This is a genomic window from Candidatus Nanohalovita haloferacivicina (assembly GCF_029232205.1).
Lineage (GTDB): Archaea > Nanohalarchaeota > Nanosalinia > Nanosalinales > Nanosalinaceae > Nanohalovita > Nanohalovita haloferacivicina.
In genome coordinates this window covers 143,325-160,846 of record NZ_CP107255.1, presented here as the reverse complement: position 1 = coordinate 160,846, position 17,522 = coordinate 143,325, and the positions used below count along the sequence as shown (strand labels likewise).

Below are 17,522 nucleotides of genomic sequence, written 5' to 3'. Positions count from 1 at the left end.
CTTTAAGGGTAAGGTGAGGTATTTTACTTATGGCAATCGAACTCTGGATGGTATTTGAGGCAGTCAGTAACGATAAGGATAAAGTTGAAGAAGCCCTTGAGGACCACATTGAAGGCCTTGAAGGACATGAGTCTGTAGAGGTTAAGGAGGTTAACTGGGATGAGACTGAGAAGGTTGATAATCCTCATCCTGATCTGGATGAAGGTTTCTCCAGGGTTGTTGAGACTGTTGTTGAGGTTGATGACTTCAATACTGCAGTTGAGATCACGATTAACTATGGGCCTACTTATGTACAGATTGAAGGTCCTGAGAACTTTAACTTGACTTTGAAGGATAGTCAGGAGGCCTTGCAGAAGGTTGCCGATACTATGCATAATTATGCGCAGATGGGGGCTGGAGGCGTACTGATTTCGAAATCTGGTGAAGAATAAAAACAATCCCTTGGTTGGAAGGCATGAAGAAGTTTGTATTTGTTTTAGCGCTTGTGGCATTTGTTTCAACTGTTTCAGCCACCGCTATTGCGCAGGAAGATGTTACTATTGATTTAAGCAATTCTGAGGTTGATGTTCGGCTTGATATTGATGAGTTAACTTCTGAAAGCCTGACTTATGTTGTTTCTTACCCTGTTTATGATCTGGAGTCACGGATTAATGGCGAGCAGGTTGAATGTGATGTGAGGGATTTGCAGATTGGTTCAGAGATTCAGTGTCCTACCGATATGTCTACTAATTTTACTGCATCCTTTGATTTCCGGACTTCAGGTATTACCTCAAGCAGGGAGAACGTGGACTTTTTCCAGTTTACTCGTGTCTTCCGTGTTCCTACAGATCACTACAGGCTGAAGGTTGTTCTGCCTGAGAACGCAGTCATTGTCAACGATGAGAATCTTTCTCAGCCTGCTTTTTCACCTAGTTACGGAGAAACCGGTAGCGATGGGCAGAGAATATTTGTTGTATGGGAGACAGATCCTGCGCTGGGAGGAGAGCCAATCTCTTTCAGTGTTTTCTACAACGACTCATCTAGCGATGACAGCTTGATCAGGTATATTGGAATAGGCCTACTGATTATTCTACTTTCAATCCTTGGACTAGCAGTATGGAAGAGGATTTCTTCCCAGGACATCAGCGAGGTTTACGGCGAGCTTACCGAAGATCAGAGAGACGTAGTGGATCTACTGATTGAAAATGAGGGAAGCATGCTTCAGAAGGACGTGGTTGATGAGTCAGAGTACTCAAAGGCCAAGGTTTCCGGAGTTGTATCTGAACTTGTTGATCAAGGCATAGTTCAGAAGGAGAAAGAGGGAAGAAGCAACAAGCTAAGGATTTCAGGCCAATTCAGATTCTAAACTTCAATTACTTACTGCAATATTCATCCAGCTGACGCTGCCGTTGTAGCTCTTTCTGCACACACATTTCAGCGTAGCAGAATCATTCACTCTGTCCGGTAGATCAGTCTCTACTTCTTCAGGATCGAAACAGTCAACTGTGCCTTCAAAAGTCTTGTTCTGAGCAATATTGGCTTCTAACGTATCACAGTATCCTGCGCTCTGTGTCTTCTCCGATGAAATATACTCTGCGGCAAGGCCTCCCACAACCAGTCCAAGAATCAATCCTGCTGCGATAAGCTTCTTGTTCACTGCGAACCACCTGATTCATTCAGTTTTTCCTCTATCAAACTTCTTGAGCTGTAGCCTTGTAGAACCGTATCCCTGTTAAGAACTACAGCTGGAGGCCTAGATACATTGTACTGCTGCTCTAGAACATTTATCATGCCGTCATCCATTGAGGTAGGCACTGAGAAAATGAGAACATCTTCTCTGTACTTCTGTTTCAGTAGCTCAAGCTGCTGGCCTTGCCGCTTACATTCCTGACAGTTACTGGCCTCAAGGCTTTCCGTGAAGAAGAGAACCGTATCAGGATTGTAGTCGCACTCAGTCTTAAGATCTCCAACAAAAATCCAGTATCTGAGGCCTGAAATAATATACTGCTTTTTGATCTGTTCAAATCTTCCAGAGTTTGCAATACTGTTCTGCTGATACTCCTGTACCTTATTCAGTCTTTTATTATAGTCTTTGATCATGTTGGTCAGGCCTTCTTCCATTGCAGCGCATGAGTTAACCTGATTTGATTTCAGGTATGTTAGTTGCAGATTCTGGCTCTGTAACTGTATTATGTCTTCATTCATTTCTGATTGAAGTTCGTTGGATCTCTGAGTATCCATGAAGTTACTGAAGAGCATACCTAGACTGAATACTAGTACTGTCAAAAGCGCTGCGAAAAGATAACGGTATTTCTTAAGTTCTCTCATCTCTAATTCACTCTGTAAATATCGTATTGACATTGTTCCCCATGATCTTGATAAACATTCGCGTAATTCTCAGAGACGTTTTCCTCGTAATTTTCAATTCTCTGCTTGCATTCCTCATCACCCGGGAAACAGTACCATGCACATGTGTTAATCGAGAAGTAATCAGCCTCCTCCTGGGCCATTTCGTAGTGGGCTTCAAGACTTAGAGGCGGCATTGCCAGATACTTGAAGTCACCGTAAGGCATGATCTGTGCGTCATTTGCAGCTACCGATCCAGTAAGATTCGAATGTGCTCTGTAAAAGTCAACCTGATTCTGGTTGACCCATTGCTTCTGCTGATAAACCTGGAACCCAGCGAAAAGAATTATAACAACAAATACTGCAGCAACCAACATATTCTTTCTTTCAGAGGTAATTTTCTCATGTTGAACCCTCTCAACTACCTCTTCAAGGCCTCTTGCTGATACAATTGCCATTAGCGGCAGGAACAGAAGGATAAATCTGACTTCTTTTCTCGGGAAGTATGTGAAGAATCCGTAGAGTAGGGTCAGTGCTGCTGTAAACCCGTAATATTTTTTCTCTCTGTATTTGAGAATCATGTAGAGGCCTACCGGGAGTAGTGCCAGGAAGATGCTGGCTTTTATCCCGTTGAACATGTAGAATACTCCGTAGAGGTATGTGCTCTGTGTTGAGGCCGGGATTGAGAATCCTCTGATGAATGGCTGCAGTGCGCTACTGTAGAAGTAGTGGTTGGCGGCCATGTAAGGTATTGCTACTGCGAAGAATCCTGCAGTGTATTTTGAGGCCTGGACAAGCATTTGCTGTATTTCATTTCTGTATGTGTATGCTATGTAGAGTACTGCGGCTGGGCCTACCAGTGCTGCTGGGAACCGCGTGAGGAATGCCAGGCCTCCGATTATACCTGCTGATAAGTGTTTTTTCTTGGTTGCTAGGTATATTGATGTGAATACGAGGAATGAGGCCGGTATTCCTGTGAGCAGCATGTTTGTGTAGTATGCAAATGTGATTGATGCTGCTATTATTCCTACTGTGTAGGCTGCTACTTTCTTTGTGTAGAGGTCTTTTGCCATGAGATAGATTCCTGTGAGGCCTGCTGTTGAGAAAAGTACTGCCATCAGCCTTGTGAATCCTTCTGCTGGCATGCCTAGTTTCCATAGTGTTCCGAGGATTATAGGCAGCATTGGTGGTCTGAACTGTTCCCATAGGCCTATCTGGTTTCCTGAGAACAGTGCTTTGCCCATTCCCCAGTAGATTGACGTATCCCATATGAGAGGATGTGTCCAGATCTGTGTGAGAATGTAGGCCTGTGATACCGCGAATGCAGTGATTATTGCTGTAAAAGTCTTATTTTGTTTTATCCAGTTACCTGTGCTTTCCGCTATTTCTCTTGGTTGCAGGCCCATGTTATTGTGTTTAAACGATTAATAAAATAAAGTTAGGGATGAGGTAGTAGGAAAAATAGGGGTTAGTTGTTCTTCTGTATCTCTCTGAGAAATACTGTTGCGTATGATCCTTTCGGTAGGTCGAACTTGACAGTCATCTTGTTTTTGGCCATGTTCAGTGAGTCGTCTCCTATATCCAGTATCTCAAAGTTCCTGAAGTCTGCGAATGCTCTCCTGTAGCTTCCTTCTGACCTGAGTTCTGGGAAGTCAGATAGTCTGAAGTCGTCCTGTGATACTCCTTCCTCCTCAAGGACGTCTTCCATTATGTTTTCTGGTTTCTCATCTTTCAGATCTGTCTTGTAACCGACAAGAGGGATTTCATAATCTTCTTGGTACCATCCGTCTTCGAGAAGTTGTGAGAGAACTCGGTTGTAAACCCATGATTGATATGCATGGATGAAAAGTGTTTGTAGGCCTTCAGGCAGCCTTTTAATCGCGCCTTGATAGTCTTCAGGGTGTTTTGTCAGGTGATACAGCAGGGTTTTCTCGTATCGATACTTTTTCGGGAATTTTTCTGCTGCACCCTCTACTTCTCTGGTTTCCCAGAGTTCTTCTCTTGTCTTTCTGATGCTCTTGTATTCCTGGTCGTATGGCTTTGCGATGTATGTCCATACTGCTTCCTCATAATTTCCTTTCAGAAGATGGCGGCCTACCTGGTGTGTAATTGGTCTTGTTGAACCAAATCTCTGTGGGCCGAAGTAGTTAGGGAACTTGCCGTCCATTTCATCGACGATTTTCAGTGTTCTGTTTCTCAGGTCCTCGATTGGGAGGTTGAGGTCTCTTATTGTTATTTCGAATCTGTTGGCAGAAAGATTTCCGATGCCAATTCTGTGGCCGTATCCTACAACTTCGAGATCGAACTCGTCAGTGTATATTCCTCGGATGTCTTCTGGATCTACTCCTTTAACGGAGATGTACTGTTCTGTAACGGCCTTCTTGTCTTTGTTTCCTGCGTATCCTATCCTGTCTTTGGAAATGTGTAGCATGCTAGATAGCTTTCCAATGGCATCCATAGTGGTCATGTTCTGTTTTCGGAGCTTGACGATAAGATGATCTCCTTCGCCTGTTTCGTGGCTGGCAAGCTCTCTCACCACGAAATCGTTTACCTGCTCTTTTAGTACGCCTTCAATACCGAGAGTATCAGTGTAGTACTCCCAGTCCATTTCCACCAAGTTAATTGTAGTATTCTCCATTTCCATTTCGTCTTCACCCATTATTCTATCAAGCCAAGATCTCCAGTTATGCTATCGATTTTAGATTCTTCTGCAGGGCCAATCCCGAGCGCTGTTACAGTACCAGATTTAAGTTCGGTCCGACCAGCGTCCTTCACCAGATATGCTGGTAGGCCTTCATCCTTTGCTTTTTGGAACCGAACCCTGATATCTTTGTTGCCGATATCGAGTGCAACTTTTTTCGCTCCCTGTTTATCCCATTTCTCCCGGATTTTATCTTCAGACCTTTCATAGGCCTTCAGTGACGCGTGACAGGCCTGTGCGATAGATTTTCCTTTAGACATGTTCAAGTCCTCTTGCAAAACGATGGCCTGTTTGTACTGCGTCATAATATCAGATATTGTTTTTCCGGATTTATTAAATGGGAAATCTTAGCCACATTCTCACTATTCCCATGCAACGTTTATTTACCTTTTGGTGACAACACCATGAGGTTAAGTGTGGCATTGAGTTTTTTGAATCTTACAAGATACTGCAGGATTTATGATAAGAGATCCTGCTCAGGCCTTGATAAGCCTTGAACGATGGGTTCGCCCAGATTCGAACTGGGGATCTTCGCCTTGTAAGGGCGACGTCATAACCAACTAGACCACGAACCCGTGAGTTCGTATAATAGATAGGGATAAGTAATTCTTAAAATAGGAACGGATTAGATTTCCTTACCCAGAATCGGATCGTAGACAGTTTCTCCCTTCGAAAAGTAAGGGTAGCGGACTTTTCTGACTTCCGAGTTTTTCAGGTGTGAGCGGGCCTCGTCCTCCGATACCTCGTAATCAATCAGTTCTTCGGCCTCTACACTCTGATCCTCTATCTCAAGATCGAGTACTGACTCCGCCACGTCGTTTGAACCCTCCTTCACGAATCCTTTCTTTCGCAGGCCATCAATTATCGCCGTTAGCTTTGAAAGATCCATTTCAAGGTCTTCCAGAATTTCTGATTTCTCCTTTCCTCTCTGAAGCTTCTTGTAGACCTCTTTTTCACTTCCAGAGATTTTAGGCCTCTCCGCCTTGATATTGTTCTTTACTCCATCGACAAGTACTTTTTTCTCATCATTCTTGAGAAGATAAAGCGGATAGTAGGCCGGAGTGTACTTTTCCCCAGTTTCTGATTCGAGTTCGCCTCTAGATTTTCTTGTTTCGAAGACTTCCACGCTTTCCTTCTCTACATAGGTGTCTGAAGTCTGTGTTTCTCCTCCGTGCTTCGATTTACGTGTTCTGACATCAGTCATAACAGGATACTCGTTTCCTAGTACGAAGGCCACTCCTGGCGGCAGCGACTTGATCATATCCTCTACTTCGCTTGTTATTCCTTCAAAGGACTTGGATATGGCCTTGAGATCGTTTGGATTGGTTACTCTTAGTATGAACTGTGTGTTGGCCTGAGATAATACGTTTTTGTCGATTCTTGCCGGCCTCTGAGAGATTACTCCGAGACCTAGACCGAATTTACGGCCTTCTGATGCTATTTTTCTTAGTATTGGGTTGGAGATTGTCTGGCCGAATCCTTTTTCCGGTGTGAAGTTGTGGGCCTCTTCTATTACTGTTATGAATGGCGGGATCTGGTTTCTTTTTCTTAGGTCGAAAAGTTTCTTGGCGAGCATGTAAGCTGTCATTTCTGCTGTTTCTGGTTCTACAGCTCTGAGATTGATGATTGTTGCTCTTCCTGGCTCGACCAGTTCCTCCAGATCCATTGGAGAGTCGGAGAAAAGGCCTGAGTCGTCTAGTTGCTCGAGATAGTTGAGGAGGTTCCATTTGGCTGTTGAGTCTTCGTTAGAGACTGCGTCCATCAAGTCGTTGAGGTTGTAGTCTTCGTCTTTCTCTTGCAGCCGTTTCAACGCGTTGTAGAGCACTCCCATCTGTGAGTTTGTCAGTGAGTCCGGAATTAGAGTTGTTAGTTCTTTTTTCTCGAAGTTCCTGGATGAGAATCTAAGCGGTACGGCCTCTGGATTGATATCTGTGTTTGGCGAGAACTCCTTGATATCATAGGCCTGTCTTTCTTCATCGTTTTCCGGGTTTTCCTGTCGCAGCGAGGAGTATTCTCCGTGAGGATCAAGTATCAGTACAGGGAAGTCATCTTCCAGCATCTCCTCAATCAGCACTCCTGTCAGGTATGATTTCCCTGCGCCTGTCTGGGCCAGTACTGCAAAGTGTTTGTAGAAGTCCTCTGCGTTAACGTGGATATCGATATCGGGATTGGTTTCTAGGTTTCCGATGCGGAGGCCTTCGTCGTCGAGGCCTAGTGTGTCCGATATTAGTTCCTGGTCTGCTTTGTATACTATTGAGTCTGGTTCTATTACTCTTCTTGGTGCTTTGGTGAGGCCTTTGTCTCTGTATCCGATGATGTTGGCATGGGCCATGGTTTCGCCGTCGGGTTTCTTTGTTACTTCGTCGACTTGGCCTAGTATCCATTTTTCGTTGCTCTTTACTGAGATGAAGTCGAATTTTCTTACTTCTTCCACTGCTCGGAATTTGAATGATGATGTGGTGACTTCTCCTTCGATTGTTCCTAGCTGCATCGTGTATAATCAGGCGAGTCGAATATTGATAAAATACTCGATATTCGGCCGGAGTGGGTTTTAAGAAGATAGTCAACAGATTTCTGAGTATGGAAGTAATGGGCCAGGAGATTTCAGAGGAACTTCAGGAACAGCTCAAATATGTAGGTATTTCGCTTGGACTTGTTGTTCTTCTGCTGGGCATTCATAATATTCTTGCGCCGGATACTGGTCAGAAAGTTGGCTACACCGAGATTACTGTTGAGTGTGTAGGTGTTGAGGCCGGTGGTTTCTGTATGGGTCTTCAGAAGCAGGATCATACTACTTACAATTACGATAATTATACTGAGGTTGAGCCCGGTACCGCGAACTTTTACAGAAGGGTTGAGTCAGAGTTGATGATGCAGGCCTACAATATCTGTAATGAGGATATAAGCGGTATGGAATGGACTGATGAGGCCTCTTACAGGAATCAGACTGCTACTGAGTGGCTTGAGAATGATAATGTAACTCTTCTGCCATGTGAGCAGACTTTTTACAGGCCTCTTCCTGAGAATTCGAATTAAAAAATTTCCTTTCTCTACTTTAGTTATAGAAGGTGTAAATATGTCTGAAGAATTTGAACACGTTGAGAAAACTTTCGTTGCTTTAAAACCTGATACTGTTAAGAGAGGCCTTATTGGCGAGATTGTCTCCCGTTTTGAGAATGCAGGTTTCAAGATCTGCGGTATGAAGATGGTATGGGCTACAGATGATCTTCTTGAAGAGCATTACGAGGAGCACGTAGAGAAGGATTTCTACGAGAGGCTTGCAGAGTACATGAAGAAAGGGCCTGTAGTTGCAATGGTTCTTGAAGGTGTTAATGCTGTAGAGAACATCAGAAAGATTGTTGGAGAGACAGATCCTACTGAGGCCGACCCTGCTACAATCAGAGGTACTTACGGTCACATCTCATTCGCTCACGCTGATGGGTCCGGACGGCTTCACAAGAACCTGATTCACGCATCCGCTGAGCCAGAGGAAGCTGAGAAGGAGATCAGCATCTGGTTTGAGGATGACGAGATTCACGACTTTGAGACCGCTCAAGAAGAGTGGGTTCGATAAGTTTTTCACTTTCATTTTCCCTTTTTCTTTCTATGATTCTTACCGCGAGAAAAGTGCTCGAAATGCGTGAAGAGCACGGAATGATTCATAATTTAGCTGATAGAGAGCTTGAAAATCCTGAAGGCGTAGGCCTTGAAGTAAGACTGGGAGAGGCCTTTGAGCTGAGTTCTGATGGTTTTCTGCATCGTGATACCCGCGATACTCCTGACAGCGATAAAGTTCTGGAGGAAGGTTCTGGCGACACGCTTGTTCTTGAGCCTGGCGATTACTACTTGATTAAGACTCGTGAGACTGTTGAGGTTCCGAGCGATGCTGTAGAGGTTGGAGGGACCGAGGCCCATTTGATGCCTGATGTCTATCCAAGAAGTACTCTGCAGAGAAGCGGTCTGTACTTCAAAGGGACGAATACGAATCCAGGTTATGAGGGGCCTCTGATTTTTGGTTTGAAGAATGTTTCCAATCAGACCTTTGAGATTCAGGAAGGCGCTCGCGTTGCCGAGATAGTATTTAAACAAGCTATTGGCGGCCTTGTACGCGATTACGAGGGGCAGTGGCAGGGAGGTCGTGTCTCAACTGATGAGGAAGAAGAACAGATTTAACCCTTGAATATAATCTTTGTAGTGTGAAATAAAATGGCAGAAAACAGACTTTACCGGTCGGAGACTGACAGAATCCTTGGCGGTATTTGCGGAGGAATTGCTGAGGTCTACGGCTTTGACCCTTCAGTAGTACGCCTAATTACGTTGCTACTGATTATTACCGGAGTGAGCCCTCTGCTTTACCTTGTGGCCTGGCTGATTATTCCTACAGAGAGCGAAGTACAGGATAGAAACAGTGTGGCAGTAGAGGAAGAGGATGAGAGTCCGCATGAGGAACCTGACGACAATTCCAATTCAGAAAACGATGAGGAATAATTTCAGGGCGTCAGCACTCAAAAATCAAACCCTTCCGAAAGGCACTTTTTGTGCCTTCAGCTGATCAAACTCGGCAGAGTTTGGTCCCGCAGGGTTCATCATCCACCCTTCAAAAATTCTTTTTTCTTTACTCTTTCAGTTCAAGGATCTTTTCCACGTCCAGTTCAAGGCCTGCTGCAGGATAGCTGAGCTCCCAGTTTTCAATAACTTCTTCTGAGAACTCTCCGATTATTCCTACCCTCTTGTCTTTGAAGTAGACTGCTGCTGATCTTGATTCTTTGAAGCAGCTCCGGTATTTTTCCTGTACATCGAATTCAAGGCCTAGATCTCTTTCCAGTACCTGGAGGATTGCTCTTGCGTCCGTGTAATCTTTTTCATTGCCTGTTACTATGTAGGCCATCTTCTTTTTGTTGGATGCTCCTACTCTGGAGTTGTCGAGCTCTACTACATCGGATACTTCGAAGAATGTCTGTGGATAGCTGTGATGCCTGTTATCGTGCAGTGTCTGGAACAGTGATGGCAGAAGCCAGTTTCTGACTACCTCCTGTTCCTCTCCTGATGCGTTGGCTACTTCTGCTACTTCATTTTCCTCTATCTCCATCATTTCAAAGATTTTTTCCTTGCTGGAGAGGTAGAAAGTATTTGCTTCAAGAGCGCCGGCACCTGTCATTACATCTCTTATTCTATCTGCGAAGTCCTGAATAGGTTTTACTGAGGCCATTTGATCTACTTCTGGGACTTCTGGTTCTATATTGTCGTACCGGTGTGCGATCACAACTTCCTCGATCAGGTCGTACTGGTGGATTATATCGTTCCTGTAGGCCGGAATCTTGACTTTGATCTTGTCTCCCTTCTTTTTGGCCTCGTGCTTCATCATTTCCAGTCTTTTGACAATTTCTTCTGGTTCTAGATCAAGGCCTGAGATGTCTCTGAAGTATTCGATATCAAGCTCCATTTCTTCAGGCGTTAAATCCGGCATTTTTTCTCCGTCGACTGTTACTGATTCTATCTGGCCTCCTCTTTCAGAAAGTGCAGTTGTGAGGATGTTGAGGGCCTTCATCACTGTTTCTCTGTGTTTTCCTGTGACGTCGATGAAGATATCGGTTGTTTCGGAGTCTACTTCTGTCAGCTGGTTGTTGATTATTGGCGGGAAGCTGAGCACTTTTCCTTCAGAATCCTCAATTATCGGGTATCTGTCCTCGTCTTCCAGAATCCATGCGTATTTCTGGCCTTTTTCGTGTTCATCCAGAATTTCTCCAAGCTGCATGTGTTTATCGTATTCCAGCGGTTTGAATGAGACTTTTTCCGGTTCTACAGCTTTGTATGTGAACGGCGCTTCTACTGTGGAGAGGTCATGCAGGCCTATCGCCAGTTTGTCTCTTCTGCGGCCCATTGTTTCGTGCATTTTTTCCTGTAGCTGGATCAGGCCGTTAATCTTCTTTTTTGAGAGTTCGAGACCTCTGACTACTGCACCCCCGATGTGAGGCCGGACATCTTCTACTGATTCATCGACTTCTACCTTGAGATCTCCTTTCTGTATGTCATATTTTTCTCTTCCTGTATCAATGTCGAAGAATCCTCTGTATGCTCTGGCAAGGCCTTCTACAGATAGTAGGTCTGGCCTGTTTGGGTATGTTTCTACTTCGCATACGTTTCCTTCGATACGGTGCCAGTGTGCGCCCAGCATTGAGCCTTCTTCTATCATTTTCTGGTTGTCGATGCTTTCTCCTACAAGTTGGTCGAATTCTCTTTTGTCTATCTCCAAGTTGGCCATTTATTGTTCTCCTCCGTTGTGAGGCCTCCATTTTGGAGTTTCCTCAAGTATTTCTATGTCATTTCTGTAAAGTTCTCTGATGTCTTCAATTTCTGCTGCTTTCATTGCTACTCTTCCTAGGCCTAGTCCCCATGCTAGTACTGTTGCTTCGAATCCTAGCATTGGTTTGACTACTTCTGGTCTGAAGAGGCCTGCGCCTCCCATTCCGAGCCATTCGTCTTCTTCCTCGTCGTATACCTGTACTTCTGTGCTCATTTCTGTGTATGGGTAGTATGATGGGATTAGTCGGAACTCTTCGTACCCCATTTTTTCGAAGAATTCGCTGAGGTATCCTTTGAGGTTTCTGTAGTTCAGGTTTTTGCCTACCACGATTCCGTCTAGCTGTATGAATCCTGGGAGGTGTGTTCTGTCTACTGTTTCGTTCCTGAAGTTTCTGCCTATGCAGAACAGCTTTTTAGGCAGTTCCTCTTCGTTAATATCGATTTCGTGCAGTCTTCTTGCGCTGACTGCGGTTGTATGTGTTCTGAGTACGTTTCTTGAGGCCTCTTGTTCGCTCCAGTCATAGCCCCAGCCCTTGGATCCTGTTGTCCAGCCGTCTTCGTGTGTTTCTTTAACGTGCTGCACTTTGTCTCCGTACTCTGAAAGGTCGGATTTCTCAGGTGTTTTCATGAAGAATGTGTCGTGGAGGTCTCTGGCTGGGTGGTCCTGTGCGGTGTACAGTGCGTCGAAGTTTAGGAAGCTGGGCACTATGAAGTCTCCTGTCATTTCCTGGAATCCCATTTCCACGAATTTTTCCTGTGCGAAGTCGAGGATTTCCTTGTAGAAGTGTTTTTTACCTATCCTTGGTGTCTGTACCTGGGCCTCTACGTTGAAGTCTTCTTCGACTTTTTCAAGTTCCAGGTCTTCTCCTTTTTCTGTTAGGACCAGTATTCTTGTTACTTCTATTTCTGCTTCTACAAGGCCTCTGTCTTCGTGGACCTGCATGAAGTCCTCCTCATTTAGTCTTTTCTTGAGGTCGTCTTCTTCCAGTGCGTTTTTCCCTTTATCTGTGAGGGCTACTGAGCCTCCTTGTATTTCTATCCAGTTTTTCTGTCGGGCCTTTCCCAGTGCAACGTCGAGGTTGAGGTCCTGGAGTTTGGAGAGCGATTTGTCTCCTTCTTCTACTCTTTCAATTAGTTTGTGTTCTGGTGAGCCTTCTGCTGCTACTTTTTTTCCTGTCTCCGTTAGGTAGCGTGTTACTGTTTCTTCTTCCTCTACTTCTGCTAGGCCTTTGTCCTGTAGTTCTATTGCAGCACGGTTTACCATTGACTGGTCGAATCCTTCATTTTCCAGTTCCTCTACAGTTCTTCGTCCGTGTTTTTTCAACTGTTCAAGTATGTCTATGGCCTGGCTTGAGAGTTTCACAGTCGGGTTTTACTGAGTCGAATCTTAAATAGATTTATTCAGGCTGATTCGAGAAGTGCTGCGACCAGTATGAGAAGTAGGCCGCCGACAAACAGTTTGGTGAGGTCTTTCCAGGTGTCTGTGTCGAAGTGTTCTCTGTATACTGCGGCTGATACAAGGCTTCCGCAGATTCCTGCTACTGCGAATCCTGCCATTTCCAGTGTGGCATGTGGTACGTATGCTACTGGAGAGGGTGTTTTTCCTGCGCCCAGCAGTATTTCTGAGAATCCTCTGAGCTCTGCGATCAGGTGTGCCATGAATATTCCAAGGGCCGAGGCATTCCATGTGAGTATGAATGCTCCTGCAGAACCTATGACTGCTGCTACTGCGAAAATTGACAGGTAAAGTACTAGATTGTTGGAGATTACGACGAAGAAGACGTCAGGCAGTATTGCGTTTCCTGTAAGGCCTAGCTGTGTCATCTGTTCGCTGAATACTGCAGTCTGCATTGAGAAATCTTCAGGCCTGAGAAGCCCCAGTGTTAGAAAAGCTATGAACTGGCCGAGGAATAGTGTTCCGTAGAATTCTACCTCGTCAGTATGCGGCCTCCCATTTTCCTCGTCTTCCAGGAAAACTTTCGTCAACGGAAATACGAGCGGAATTGAGGCGAATACTACTGAGAGAACGTCGGTCTGGCCGGGAAAAATGAATTTTGCTATTCCGTAGCCTGTGAGCCCTGAGAGAAGGCCTAGGAGCGTTACGTATTTGAGGCTTCCCTGTTTTTCCTCTCTCAGAATAAGCTCCGGCAACATAAGAGAAATGTAGTTTTAGAGGCCTTTAACTGTTCAGGCCTCCGGGTTGATATCGAACTCGAAGTTCTCCTCTATGTACTGTTCAACCTGTGGAGCTGCCTCCTCTCTTTTTCTCTGGTGTTCTTTCAGGAAGTCCTCTAGTTTGTCTTTTGCGATCTGTTTGAGTTCTCCGGACAGCATTTCTCCTGATTCGTACTCATCTCTGATTCTTGCGAGTTCTTCGTCGTCTTTGATGAGGTGGAAGGCCAGTAGTTCGAAGACCATGTCTTCTTCGACGTCGGCGCCTTTTTCTCTGTGTTCTTCCAGTGAGTCCTGTCCTCCTGTCTTGGCCTGGTCGATCTTACTCTTGGCATCTTCAATATCATCTGTCAGTGCGATGTAGCTTTTTGGTTTGGAGGAGGACATTTTTCCTCCCTGCAGGCCTCTCATGAATTTATTGTAGGTTGAAGCAGGTTTCTGGAAGTCCTGATCACGGTACTTTCTTGCCACATCCCTGGTTAATCTTATGTGAGGATCTTGATCGACTCCTACAGGCACAACTGTTGGCTTTGGGCCTCCGTTTTCCGGGAACTGTGGCCTGAGGATGTCTGCGTACTGTACCTGTGCTGCGGACATTTTTCCAGGGTTTGCAGAACCGTACGTGGCCTCCATTTCGTTCTGTGTGAGGTAGCGGCCGAATGTTGCAGCTCTTGCCAGGTGATTATTTCCGGCCTTGGACTGGAAGTAGAAGTCTACATCTTCCAGATCGATTCCGAGAGCCACATAATTTTTCAGGTATTCCTCTACGACGAGTTTTCGGGCCTCTTCCAGACTCATTTCTCTTGTGTTGTATGCTTCTATGTCTGCTGCTGCTATTGTGACCTGTGCGCCCATTTCCTGGTACATTTTGATCTGGTCGACGACGCATTTGTGGCCGAAGTGGAATACTCCTGACGGCATGATTCCGGTCATCATTGCGAATTCATCTCCTTCCTCTCTAGCATCCAGGAATTCGTCAAGGCCTCTGTGGCCGAATATTATTCCTCTGCGGATGAATCTGTGGTCTGGCATTCTGTCCGCTACTTCTTCGATTGGTTCAATTCCGAATTTATCCATTTTTTCGGAGTAGTTTCCGACTTCTACGTCGCCCCATGGGTCAATATCTGGCATTTTTGATCGTCCTCTTACTTCAACTCTGATTGTAGAAAGTTTTTCAAGATTTCACAGTAAATTTCCATGCTTTCAACTTCAACATACTCATCTTCAGCGTGAAGATTGTATCCTTCAGGGCCGAAACAGACCGCAGGAACTCCTTTCTCAGTGAAAAACCTCATATCGCTGGCGAAGTTCTCCTTACGGAACTGTGTCTCTCCAGCGACTTTCTCAGATTCCTTTTTCAGGGCCTTTACTAGCCTGTTTTCATTTGAAGTTTCCAGCATCGGTGCTTTCGCAAGCACTTCGTATTCAAGGCCTTGAATTTGTTCCAGATCTCCCAAGATTTCCTCTGCAGGATACTGTTTTGAGTACCTGATATCGACCTGCATAACTGCTTCATCTGGGATCTGGTTTACCGGGCCTTCTGCCGACATATTTCCCAGGCTGATCGTCGTTGGGAACTCTGCGCTGTGATCAAAGTTTTCCTTAAACTTGCTATATCCCTGAAGTAGTTTTTCTGCTGCGTTAACTCCTTTTTCAGGTTTTGAGGCGTGTGCATTCTTCCCTGAGGCCTTGAGTTCTAGTTGAAGCACTCCTTTCTGTTTTGTGACTATTGAAGGGAAGTGGCCGGAATCATCTGGCTCCGCTGAGATAGCTAGTTCTGGTTCGATTCCTGTCTCTTCCAAGACGTGACCTGTTCCATTGAATCCTCCTCTTTCCTCATCTGAAGTTATCAATAGGCCTATGTTTGAGACCTCGGCCTCCTGTAGTGTTTTTATCATGCATGCGATTCCGGCCTTCATGTCAGCAGTTCCTCTGCCGTAAATTTTACCTTCTCTCTCCTCAGGATTGAATAGAGATTCTTCAGCTTCTACTACATCTATATGGCCGTGAAGGAGAATTTCTGGTTCTCCTCTTGTGGCCAGCAGCGATTTTTCTCCCTCTTTCTCAAATCTCTGTACTTCGAAGCTGCCTAGTAGTTCTCTTTCTACTATTTGAAGGCCTTTCTCTACTTCTTCAGTGTTTCCTTCGACTGTTCGAAGTTTTACGAGTTCCTGAGTTAGTTCTTCGGGTTTCATGCGATTCTCTCACCTCTTTCTGTGAATTCGTAGTCGGATTTTCTTGCTGCTCTTGCGAGGCTGTGTGCGGCCTCTGATTCCGATACTTCTCCTGCTACTACGAGTGCATCTCCGTTTTCGAATGACATGTTGAGGCCTTCTTCTCCATACATAAATTCCTGGAAGTCACTGTTTTCCGGTACTTCAGAGTACATGCCCCCATCGTAGATATCTGCGTAAGCTTCTTTCATGACTGGGCCTTCCATCTCTTTTTCGTCGTCTATTGCTTCTCCCAGGGCCTGTACTTCTTCCATCATCTCTTCATGATCCTCTGGCTGTGGGTATACTTCGAAGCAGTTGTCTGCGCAGGCGTACATGTTCGGGTTCTGAGTTCTGTAGCCGAATATTTCATCGCCTTCGGCCTCCTCCATCACTCCTTTACTGAGCAACGTGCTACCAACGCATTTGCCCTGTAGACTTTGGTCTACTGCGAGACCTACCTCGTATACTGTGTCATCCATTCTGGATAGGCCGGAGAATGCTACGTAGTTGTCGTCTTCGTCCTTTGCTGTGACCAGGGTCGGCACTCTTAGGTGTGCGCGGGCGTCGTCGTCTGTCGGCACGCCTTCCTTGGAGAATGCGTTTTGTGCTACGTTTACAAGTTGTTCTTCGGCTTCAGGGTTGCCGTCTAGAAATTCTTCCGGGTTTTGATGTACCTCTATCTCAAGGTTTCCAAAAACGTCCACCCTGTTCTCGGGCTTCCGATGTCGAATAGTTTTCTTCTGATTCCATAAGTCAAATCACGTAAGCAAAAAAGAGCAGAGAAGCTTTAAATAAGTTAAAGAGCGTTAAGATTTGAAATAAGCACAGCTAGAGCTAGATAAACATCCTTAGGAGTTGCTAGAATAGTTTTGCGTTATGGAAATATTTTTGCCAGGAGATATTTTTGATAGAAGAGATTTGCATGTAGCTAGGGCTCAGAGAATTATTTTGCGGTAGGCCAAAAACGTCCACCTTTCTGAGCCATAAGAAAAAGTTGAGGCCCAGTATTAAATTTCTTTCTTCTGGGCTCTGTATCCTAGTGTGCCATTATACCCGTTTGTTGACATGAGTACCGGGTAGAACTCTTCTGTGGCCTCCAGTTCTGCACCTTTCTTTTCAGCGTAGGCCTCGCCTTCCTCTACCTTCTTGAAGTTCTCGGCTTTGAAGTTCCAGTCTCCATCAACTCTATCAGTTACTTCGAAGAATTCAGGGTTGCATCTGCGGCCCTTTCCTTCTATTGCTTCCTGGCAGATCAGAAAGTTTTTGATTACTCCTAGGGCATTTTCTGCGGCCTGTTCTGTTTTCTGGTATCCTGTTTCAACCACAACACCATCCACATGCTCTGTAATATTTCCTTGATCCTTCGAGAAGTATGCGGCCTCCTTGACTCCCGTAGATCTAACCAGATCAAGAACCTTCTCTTCTTCTAGAGTAGAACATGTTGCGAAAGGCACAGGATAGGATCTTGTAGTGTGTATATCTAGTAGCTCGGTGCCTTTTACTTTTTCGAGAATTTTAGAGGCCAGCTTTTCCTCGTGAAGTTCTGAGCTGCTGTCTCCAGGAAAAGATCTGTTTAAATCGGCCTCAAGATATCTTTCATCCGCTTCAAGCGCTTTTTCATTCCCTATTATGAACTGTACCGGTTTTTTGAACTCTCTTTCTTCTGAGAGAAATTTTTCGATAGCTTTCTTTCCTGCGGGCTCGTCACCGTGTATTGATCCTAGGACAGTATATTCTGGTTGTCCTTCTCCTTTCTTCACTACTTTCATACGGCATTTAATTTGGAAGAAGGATTAAAAAATATT

19 protein-coding genes and 1 tRNA gene are annotated in these 17,522 nt (G+C 45.0%); 6 read left to right on the top strand and 14 right to left on the bottom strand.

Features of this window, described 5'->3' with window-relative positions:
- The first annotated feature begins 29 nt into the window (after positions 1 to 29).
- Together HBNXNv_RS00915 and HBNXNv_RS00910 are read left to right on the top strand one after the other, a co-directional pair.
- On the top strand, positions 30 to 431 hold the full coding sequence (locus HBNXNv_RS00915) for a hypothetical protein (RefSeq protein ID WP_347720958.1): 402 nt from the start codon (positions 30 to 32) through the stop codon (positions 429 to 431).
- Positions 432 to 454: 23 nt separating this feature from the next.
- Positions 455 to 1,345, top strand: a complete 891-nt coding sequence (locus HBNXNv_RS00910) for a helix-turn-helix transcriptional regulator (RefSeq protein ID WP_347720957.1) — start codon at positions 455 to 457, stop codon at positions 1,343 to 1,345.
- A 3-nt stretch (positions 1,346 to 1,348) separates the two neighbouring features.
- On the opposite strand, the gene HBNXNv_RS00905 is transcribed toward HBNXNv_RS00910, so the two are convergent.
- From HBNXNv_RS00905 to HBNXNv_RS00875, 7 genes are all read right to left on the bottom strand, one after another.
- Positions 1,349 to 1,636 (bottom strand): hypothetical protein, encoded by a 288-nt coding sequence (locus HBNXNv_RS00905; protein ID WP_347720956.1) that lies wholly within the window; start codon positions 1,634 to 1,636, stop codon positions 1,349 to 1,351.
- Positions 1,633 to 2,307, bottom strand: a complete 675-nt coding sequence (locus HBNXNv_RS00900) for a hypothetical protein (RefSeq protein ID WP_347720955.1) — start codon at positions 2,305 to 2,307, stop codon at positions 1,633 to 1,635. The genes HBNXNv_RS00905 and HBNXNv_RS00900 overlap by 4 nt, the downstream gene beginning before the upstream one ends.
- A gap of 2 nt (positions 2,308 to 2,309) precedes the next feature.
- On the bottom strand, positions 2,310 to 3,731 hold the full coding sequence (locus tag HBNXNv_RS00895; RefSeq protein WP_347720954.1) for an ArnT family glycosyltransferase: 1,422 nt from the start codon (positions 3,729 to 3,731) through the stop codon (positions 2,310 to 2,312).
- Between the two features lie 62 nt (positions 3,732 to 3,793).
- Complete coding sequence (truD, locus tag HBNXNv_RS00890) at positions 3,794 to 4,984, bottom strand: tRNA pseudouridine(13) synthase TruD (RefSeq protein ID WP_347720953.1); 1,191 nt, start codon at positions 4,982 to 4,984, stop codon at positions 3,794 to 3,796.
- The gene (pth2, locus tag HBNXNv_RS00885) at positions 4,984 to 5,331 is read right to left on the bottom strand and encodes a peptidyl-tRNA hydrolase Pth2 (RefSeq protein WP_347720952.1); all 348 of its coding nucleotides are present in this window, start codon (positions 5,329 to 5,331) and stop codon (positions 4,984 to 4,986) included. The genes truD and pth2 overlap by 1 nt, the downstream gene beginning before the upstream one ends.
- Before the next feature lie 196 nt (positions 5,332 to 5,527).
- Positions 5,528 to 5,601: transfer RNA gene (locus HBNXNv_RS00880), tRNA-Val, on the bottom strand.
- A 50-nt stretch (positions 5,602 to 5,651) separates the two neighbouring features.
- Positions 5,652 to 7,517, bottom strand: a complete 1,866-nt coding sequence (locus HBNXNv_RS00875) for an ATP-binding protein (RefSeq protein ID WP_347720951.1) — start codon at positions 7,515 to 7,517, stop codon at positions 5,652 to 5,654.
- Between the two features lie 89 nt (positions 7,518 to 7,606).
- On the opposite strand from HBNXNv_RS00875, the gene HBNXNv_RS00870 reads away from it, so the two are divergent.
- The 4 genes from HBNXNv_RS00870 to HBNXNv_RS00855 are packed head-to-tail and all read left to right on the top strand — an operon-like array spanning position 7,607 to position 9,514.
- Entirely contained in the window at positions 7,607 to 8,062 is a 456-nt protein-coding gene (locus HBNXNv_RS00870) for a hypothetical protein (RefSeq protein ID WP_347720950.1), read from the top strand.
- Positions 8,063 to 8,102: 40 nt separating this feature from the next.
- A complete protein-coding gene (ndk, locus tag HBNXNv_RS00865; protein ID WP_347720949.1) occupies positions 8,103 to 8,600 on the top strand; it encodes a nucleoside-diphosphate kinase in 498 nt (165 codons plus the stop codon).
- Positions 8,601 to 8,632: 32 nt separating this feature from the next.
- Positions 8,633 to 9,199 carry a dCTP deaminase gene (locus HBNXNv_RS00860; protein ID WP_347720948.1) on the top strand — a complete coding sequence of 189 codons (567 nt, stop codon included), beginning with the start codon at positions 8,633 to 8,635 and terminating at the stop codon, positions 9,197 to 9,199.
- Positions 9,200 to 9,232: 33 nt separating this feature from the next.
- Positions 9,233 to 9,514 carry a PspC domain-containing protein gene (locus HBNXNv_RS00855; protein WP_347720947.1) on the top strand — a complete coding sequence of 94 codons (282 nt, stop codon included), beginning with the start codon at positions 9,233 to 9,235 and terminating at the stop codon, positions 9,512 to 9,514.
- 127 nt (positions 9,515 to 9,641) lie between these two features.
- Here HBNXNv_RS00855 and pheT read toward each other — a convergent pair whose 3' ends face one another.
- The 7 genes from pheT to HBNXNv_RS00820 all read right to left on the bottom strand — a co-directional run bounded on the left by pheT (position 9,642) and on the right by HBNXNv_RS00820 (position 17,486).
- Positions 9,642 to 11,288 carry a phenylalanine--tRNA ligase subunit beta gene (gene pheT, locus HBNXNv_RS00850; protein WP_347720946.1) on the bottom strand — a complete coding sequence of 549 codons (1,647 nt, stop codon included), beginning with the start codon at positions 11,286 to 11,288 and terminating at the stop codon, positions 9,642 to 9,644.
- Positions 11,289 to 12,692: a phenylalanine--tRNA ligase subunit alpha gene (gene pheS, locus HBNXNv_RS00845; protein WP_347720945.1), complete on the bottom strand. Its 1,404-nt coding sequence runs from the start codon at positions 12,690 to 12,692 to the stop codon at positions 11,289 to 11,291.
- A gap of 38 nt (positions 12,693 to 12,730) precedes the next feature.
- Positions 12,731 to 13,483, bottom strand: coding sequence for a stage II sporulation protein M (locus HBNXNv_RS00840; RefSeq protein WP_347720944.1), 753 nt, complete (start codon positions 13,481 to 13,483; stop codon positions 12,731 to 12,733).
- Positions 13,484 to 13,516: 33 nt separating this feature from the next.
- Positions 13,517 to 14,632, bottom strand: coding sequence for a tryptophan--tRNA ligase (trpS, locus tag HBNXNv_RS00835; protein WP_347720943.1), 1,116 nt, complete (start codon positions 14,630 to 14,632; stop codon positions 13,517 to 13,519).
- A gap of 14 nt (positions 14,633 to 14,646) precedes the next feature.
- Complete coding sequence (locus HBNXNv_RS00830) at positions 14,647 to 15,696, bottom strand: M20 family metallopeptidase (RefSeq protein ID WP_347720942.1); 1,050 nt, start codon at positions 15,694 to 15,696, stop codon at positions 14,647 to 14,649.
- Positions 15,693 to 16,421: a GNAT family N-acetyltransferase gene (locus HBNXNv_RS00825; RefSeq protein ID WP_347720941.1), complete on the bottom strand. Its 729-nt coding sequence runs from the start codon at positions 16,419 to 16,421 to the stop codon at positions 15,693 to 15,695. The genes HBNXNv_RS00830 and HBNXNv_RS00825 overlap by 4 nt, the downstream gene beginning before the upstream one ends.
- Before the next feature lie 303 nt (positions 16,422 to 16,724).
- On the bottom strand, positions 16,725 to 17,486 hold the full coding sequence (locus HBNXNv_RS00820) for a M14 family metallopeptidase (RefSeq protein ID WP_347720940.1): 762 nt from the start codon (positions 17,484 to 17,486) through the stop codon (positions 16,725 to 16,727).
- Positions 17,487 to 17,522: the final 36 nt, after the last annotated feature.

Excerpts from the sequence above, each read along its gene's own strand:
- HBNXNv_RS00840 (WP_347720944.1), bottom strand. The coding sequence starts at position 13,483 with ATGTTGCCGGAGCTTATTCTGAGAGAGGAAAAACAGGGAAGCCTCAAA.
- pth2 (WP_347720952.1), bottom strand. The coding sequence starts at position 5,331 with ATGACGCAGTACAAACAGGCCATCGTTTTGCAAGAGGACTTGAACATG.
- HBNXNv_RS00900 (WP_347720955.1), bottom strand. The coding sequence starts at position 2,307 with ATGAGAGAACTTAAGAAATACCGTTATCTTTTCGCAGCGCTTTTGACA.
- HBNXNv_RS00870 (WP_347720950.1), top strand. The coding sequence starts at position 7,607 with ATGGAAGTAATGGGCCAGGAGATTTCAGAGGAACTTCAGGAACAGCTC.
- HBNXNv_RS00820 (WP_347720940.1), bottom strand. The coding sequence starts at position 17,486 with ATGAAAGTAGTGAAGAAAGGAGAAGGACAACCAGAATATACTGTCCTA.
- truD (WP_347720953.1), bottom strand. The coding sequence starts at position 4,984 with ATGGGTGAAGACGAAATGGAAATGGAGAATACTACAATTAACTTGGTG.
- HBNXNv_RS00895 (WP_347720954.1), bottom strand. The coding sequence starts at position 3,731 with ATGGGCCTGCAACCAAGAGAAATAGCGGAAAGCACAGGTAACTGGATA.
- pheT (WP_347720946.1), bottom strand. The coding sequence starts at position 11,288 with ATGGCCAACTTGGAGATAGACAAAAGAGAATTCGACCAACTTGTAGGA.
- HBNXNv_RS00855 (WP_347720947.1), top strand. The coding sequence starts at position 9,233 with ATGGCAGAAAACAGACTTTACCGGTCGGAGACTGACAGAATCCTTGGC.
- HBNXNv_RS00860 (WP_347720948.1), top strand. The coding sequence starts at position 8,633 with ATGATTCTTACCGCGAGAAAAGTGCTCGAAATGCGTGAAGAGCACGGA.
- HBNXNv_RS00830 (WP_347720942.1), bottom strand. The coding sequence starts at position 15,696 with ATGAAACCCGAAGAACTAACTCAGGAACTCGTAAAACTTCGAACAGTC.
- trpS (WP_347720943.1), bottom strand. The coding sequence starts at position 14,632 with ATGCCAGATATTGACCCATGGGGCGACGTAGAAGTCGGAAACTACTCC.
- HBNXNv_RS00915 (WP_347720958.1), top strand. The coding sequence starts at position 30 with ATGGCAATCGAACTCTGGATGGTATTTGAGGCAGTCAGTAACGATAAG.
- ndk (WP_347720949.1), top strand. The coding sequence starts at position 8,103 with ATGTCTGAAGAATTTGAACACGTTGAGAAAACTTTCGTTGCTTTAAAA.
- HBNXNv_RS00910 (WP_347720957.1), top strand. The coding sequence starts at position 455 with ATGAAGAAGTTTGTATTTGTTTTAGCGCTTGTGGCATTTGTTTCAACT.
- HBNXNv_RS00875 (WP_347720951.1), bottom strand. The coding sequence starts at position 7,517 with ATGCAGCTAGGAACAATCGAAGGAGAAGTCACCACATCATCATTCAAA.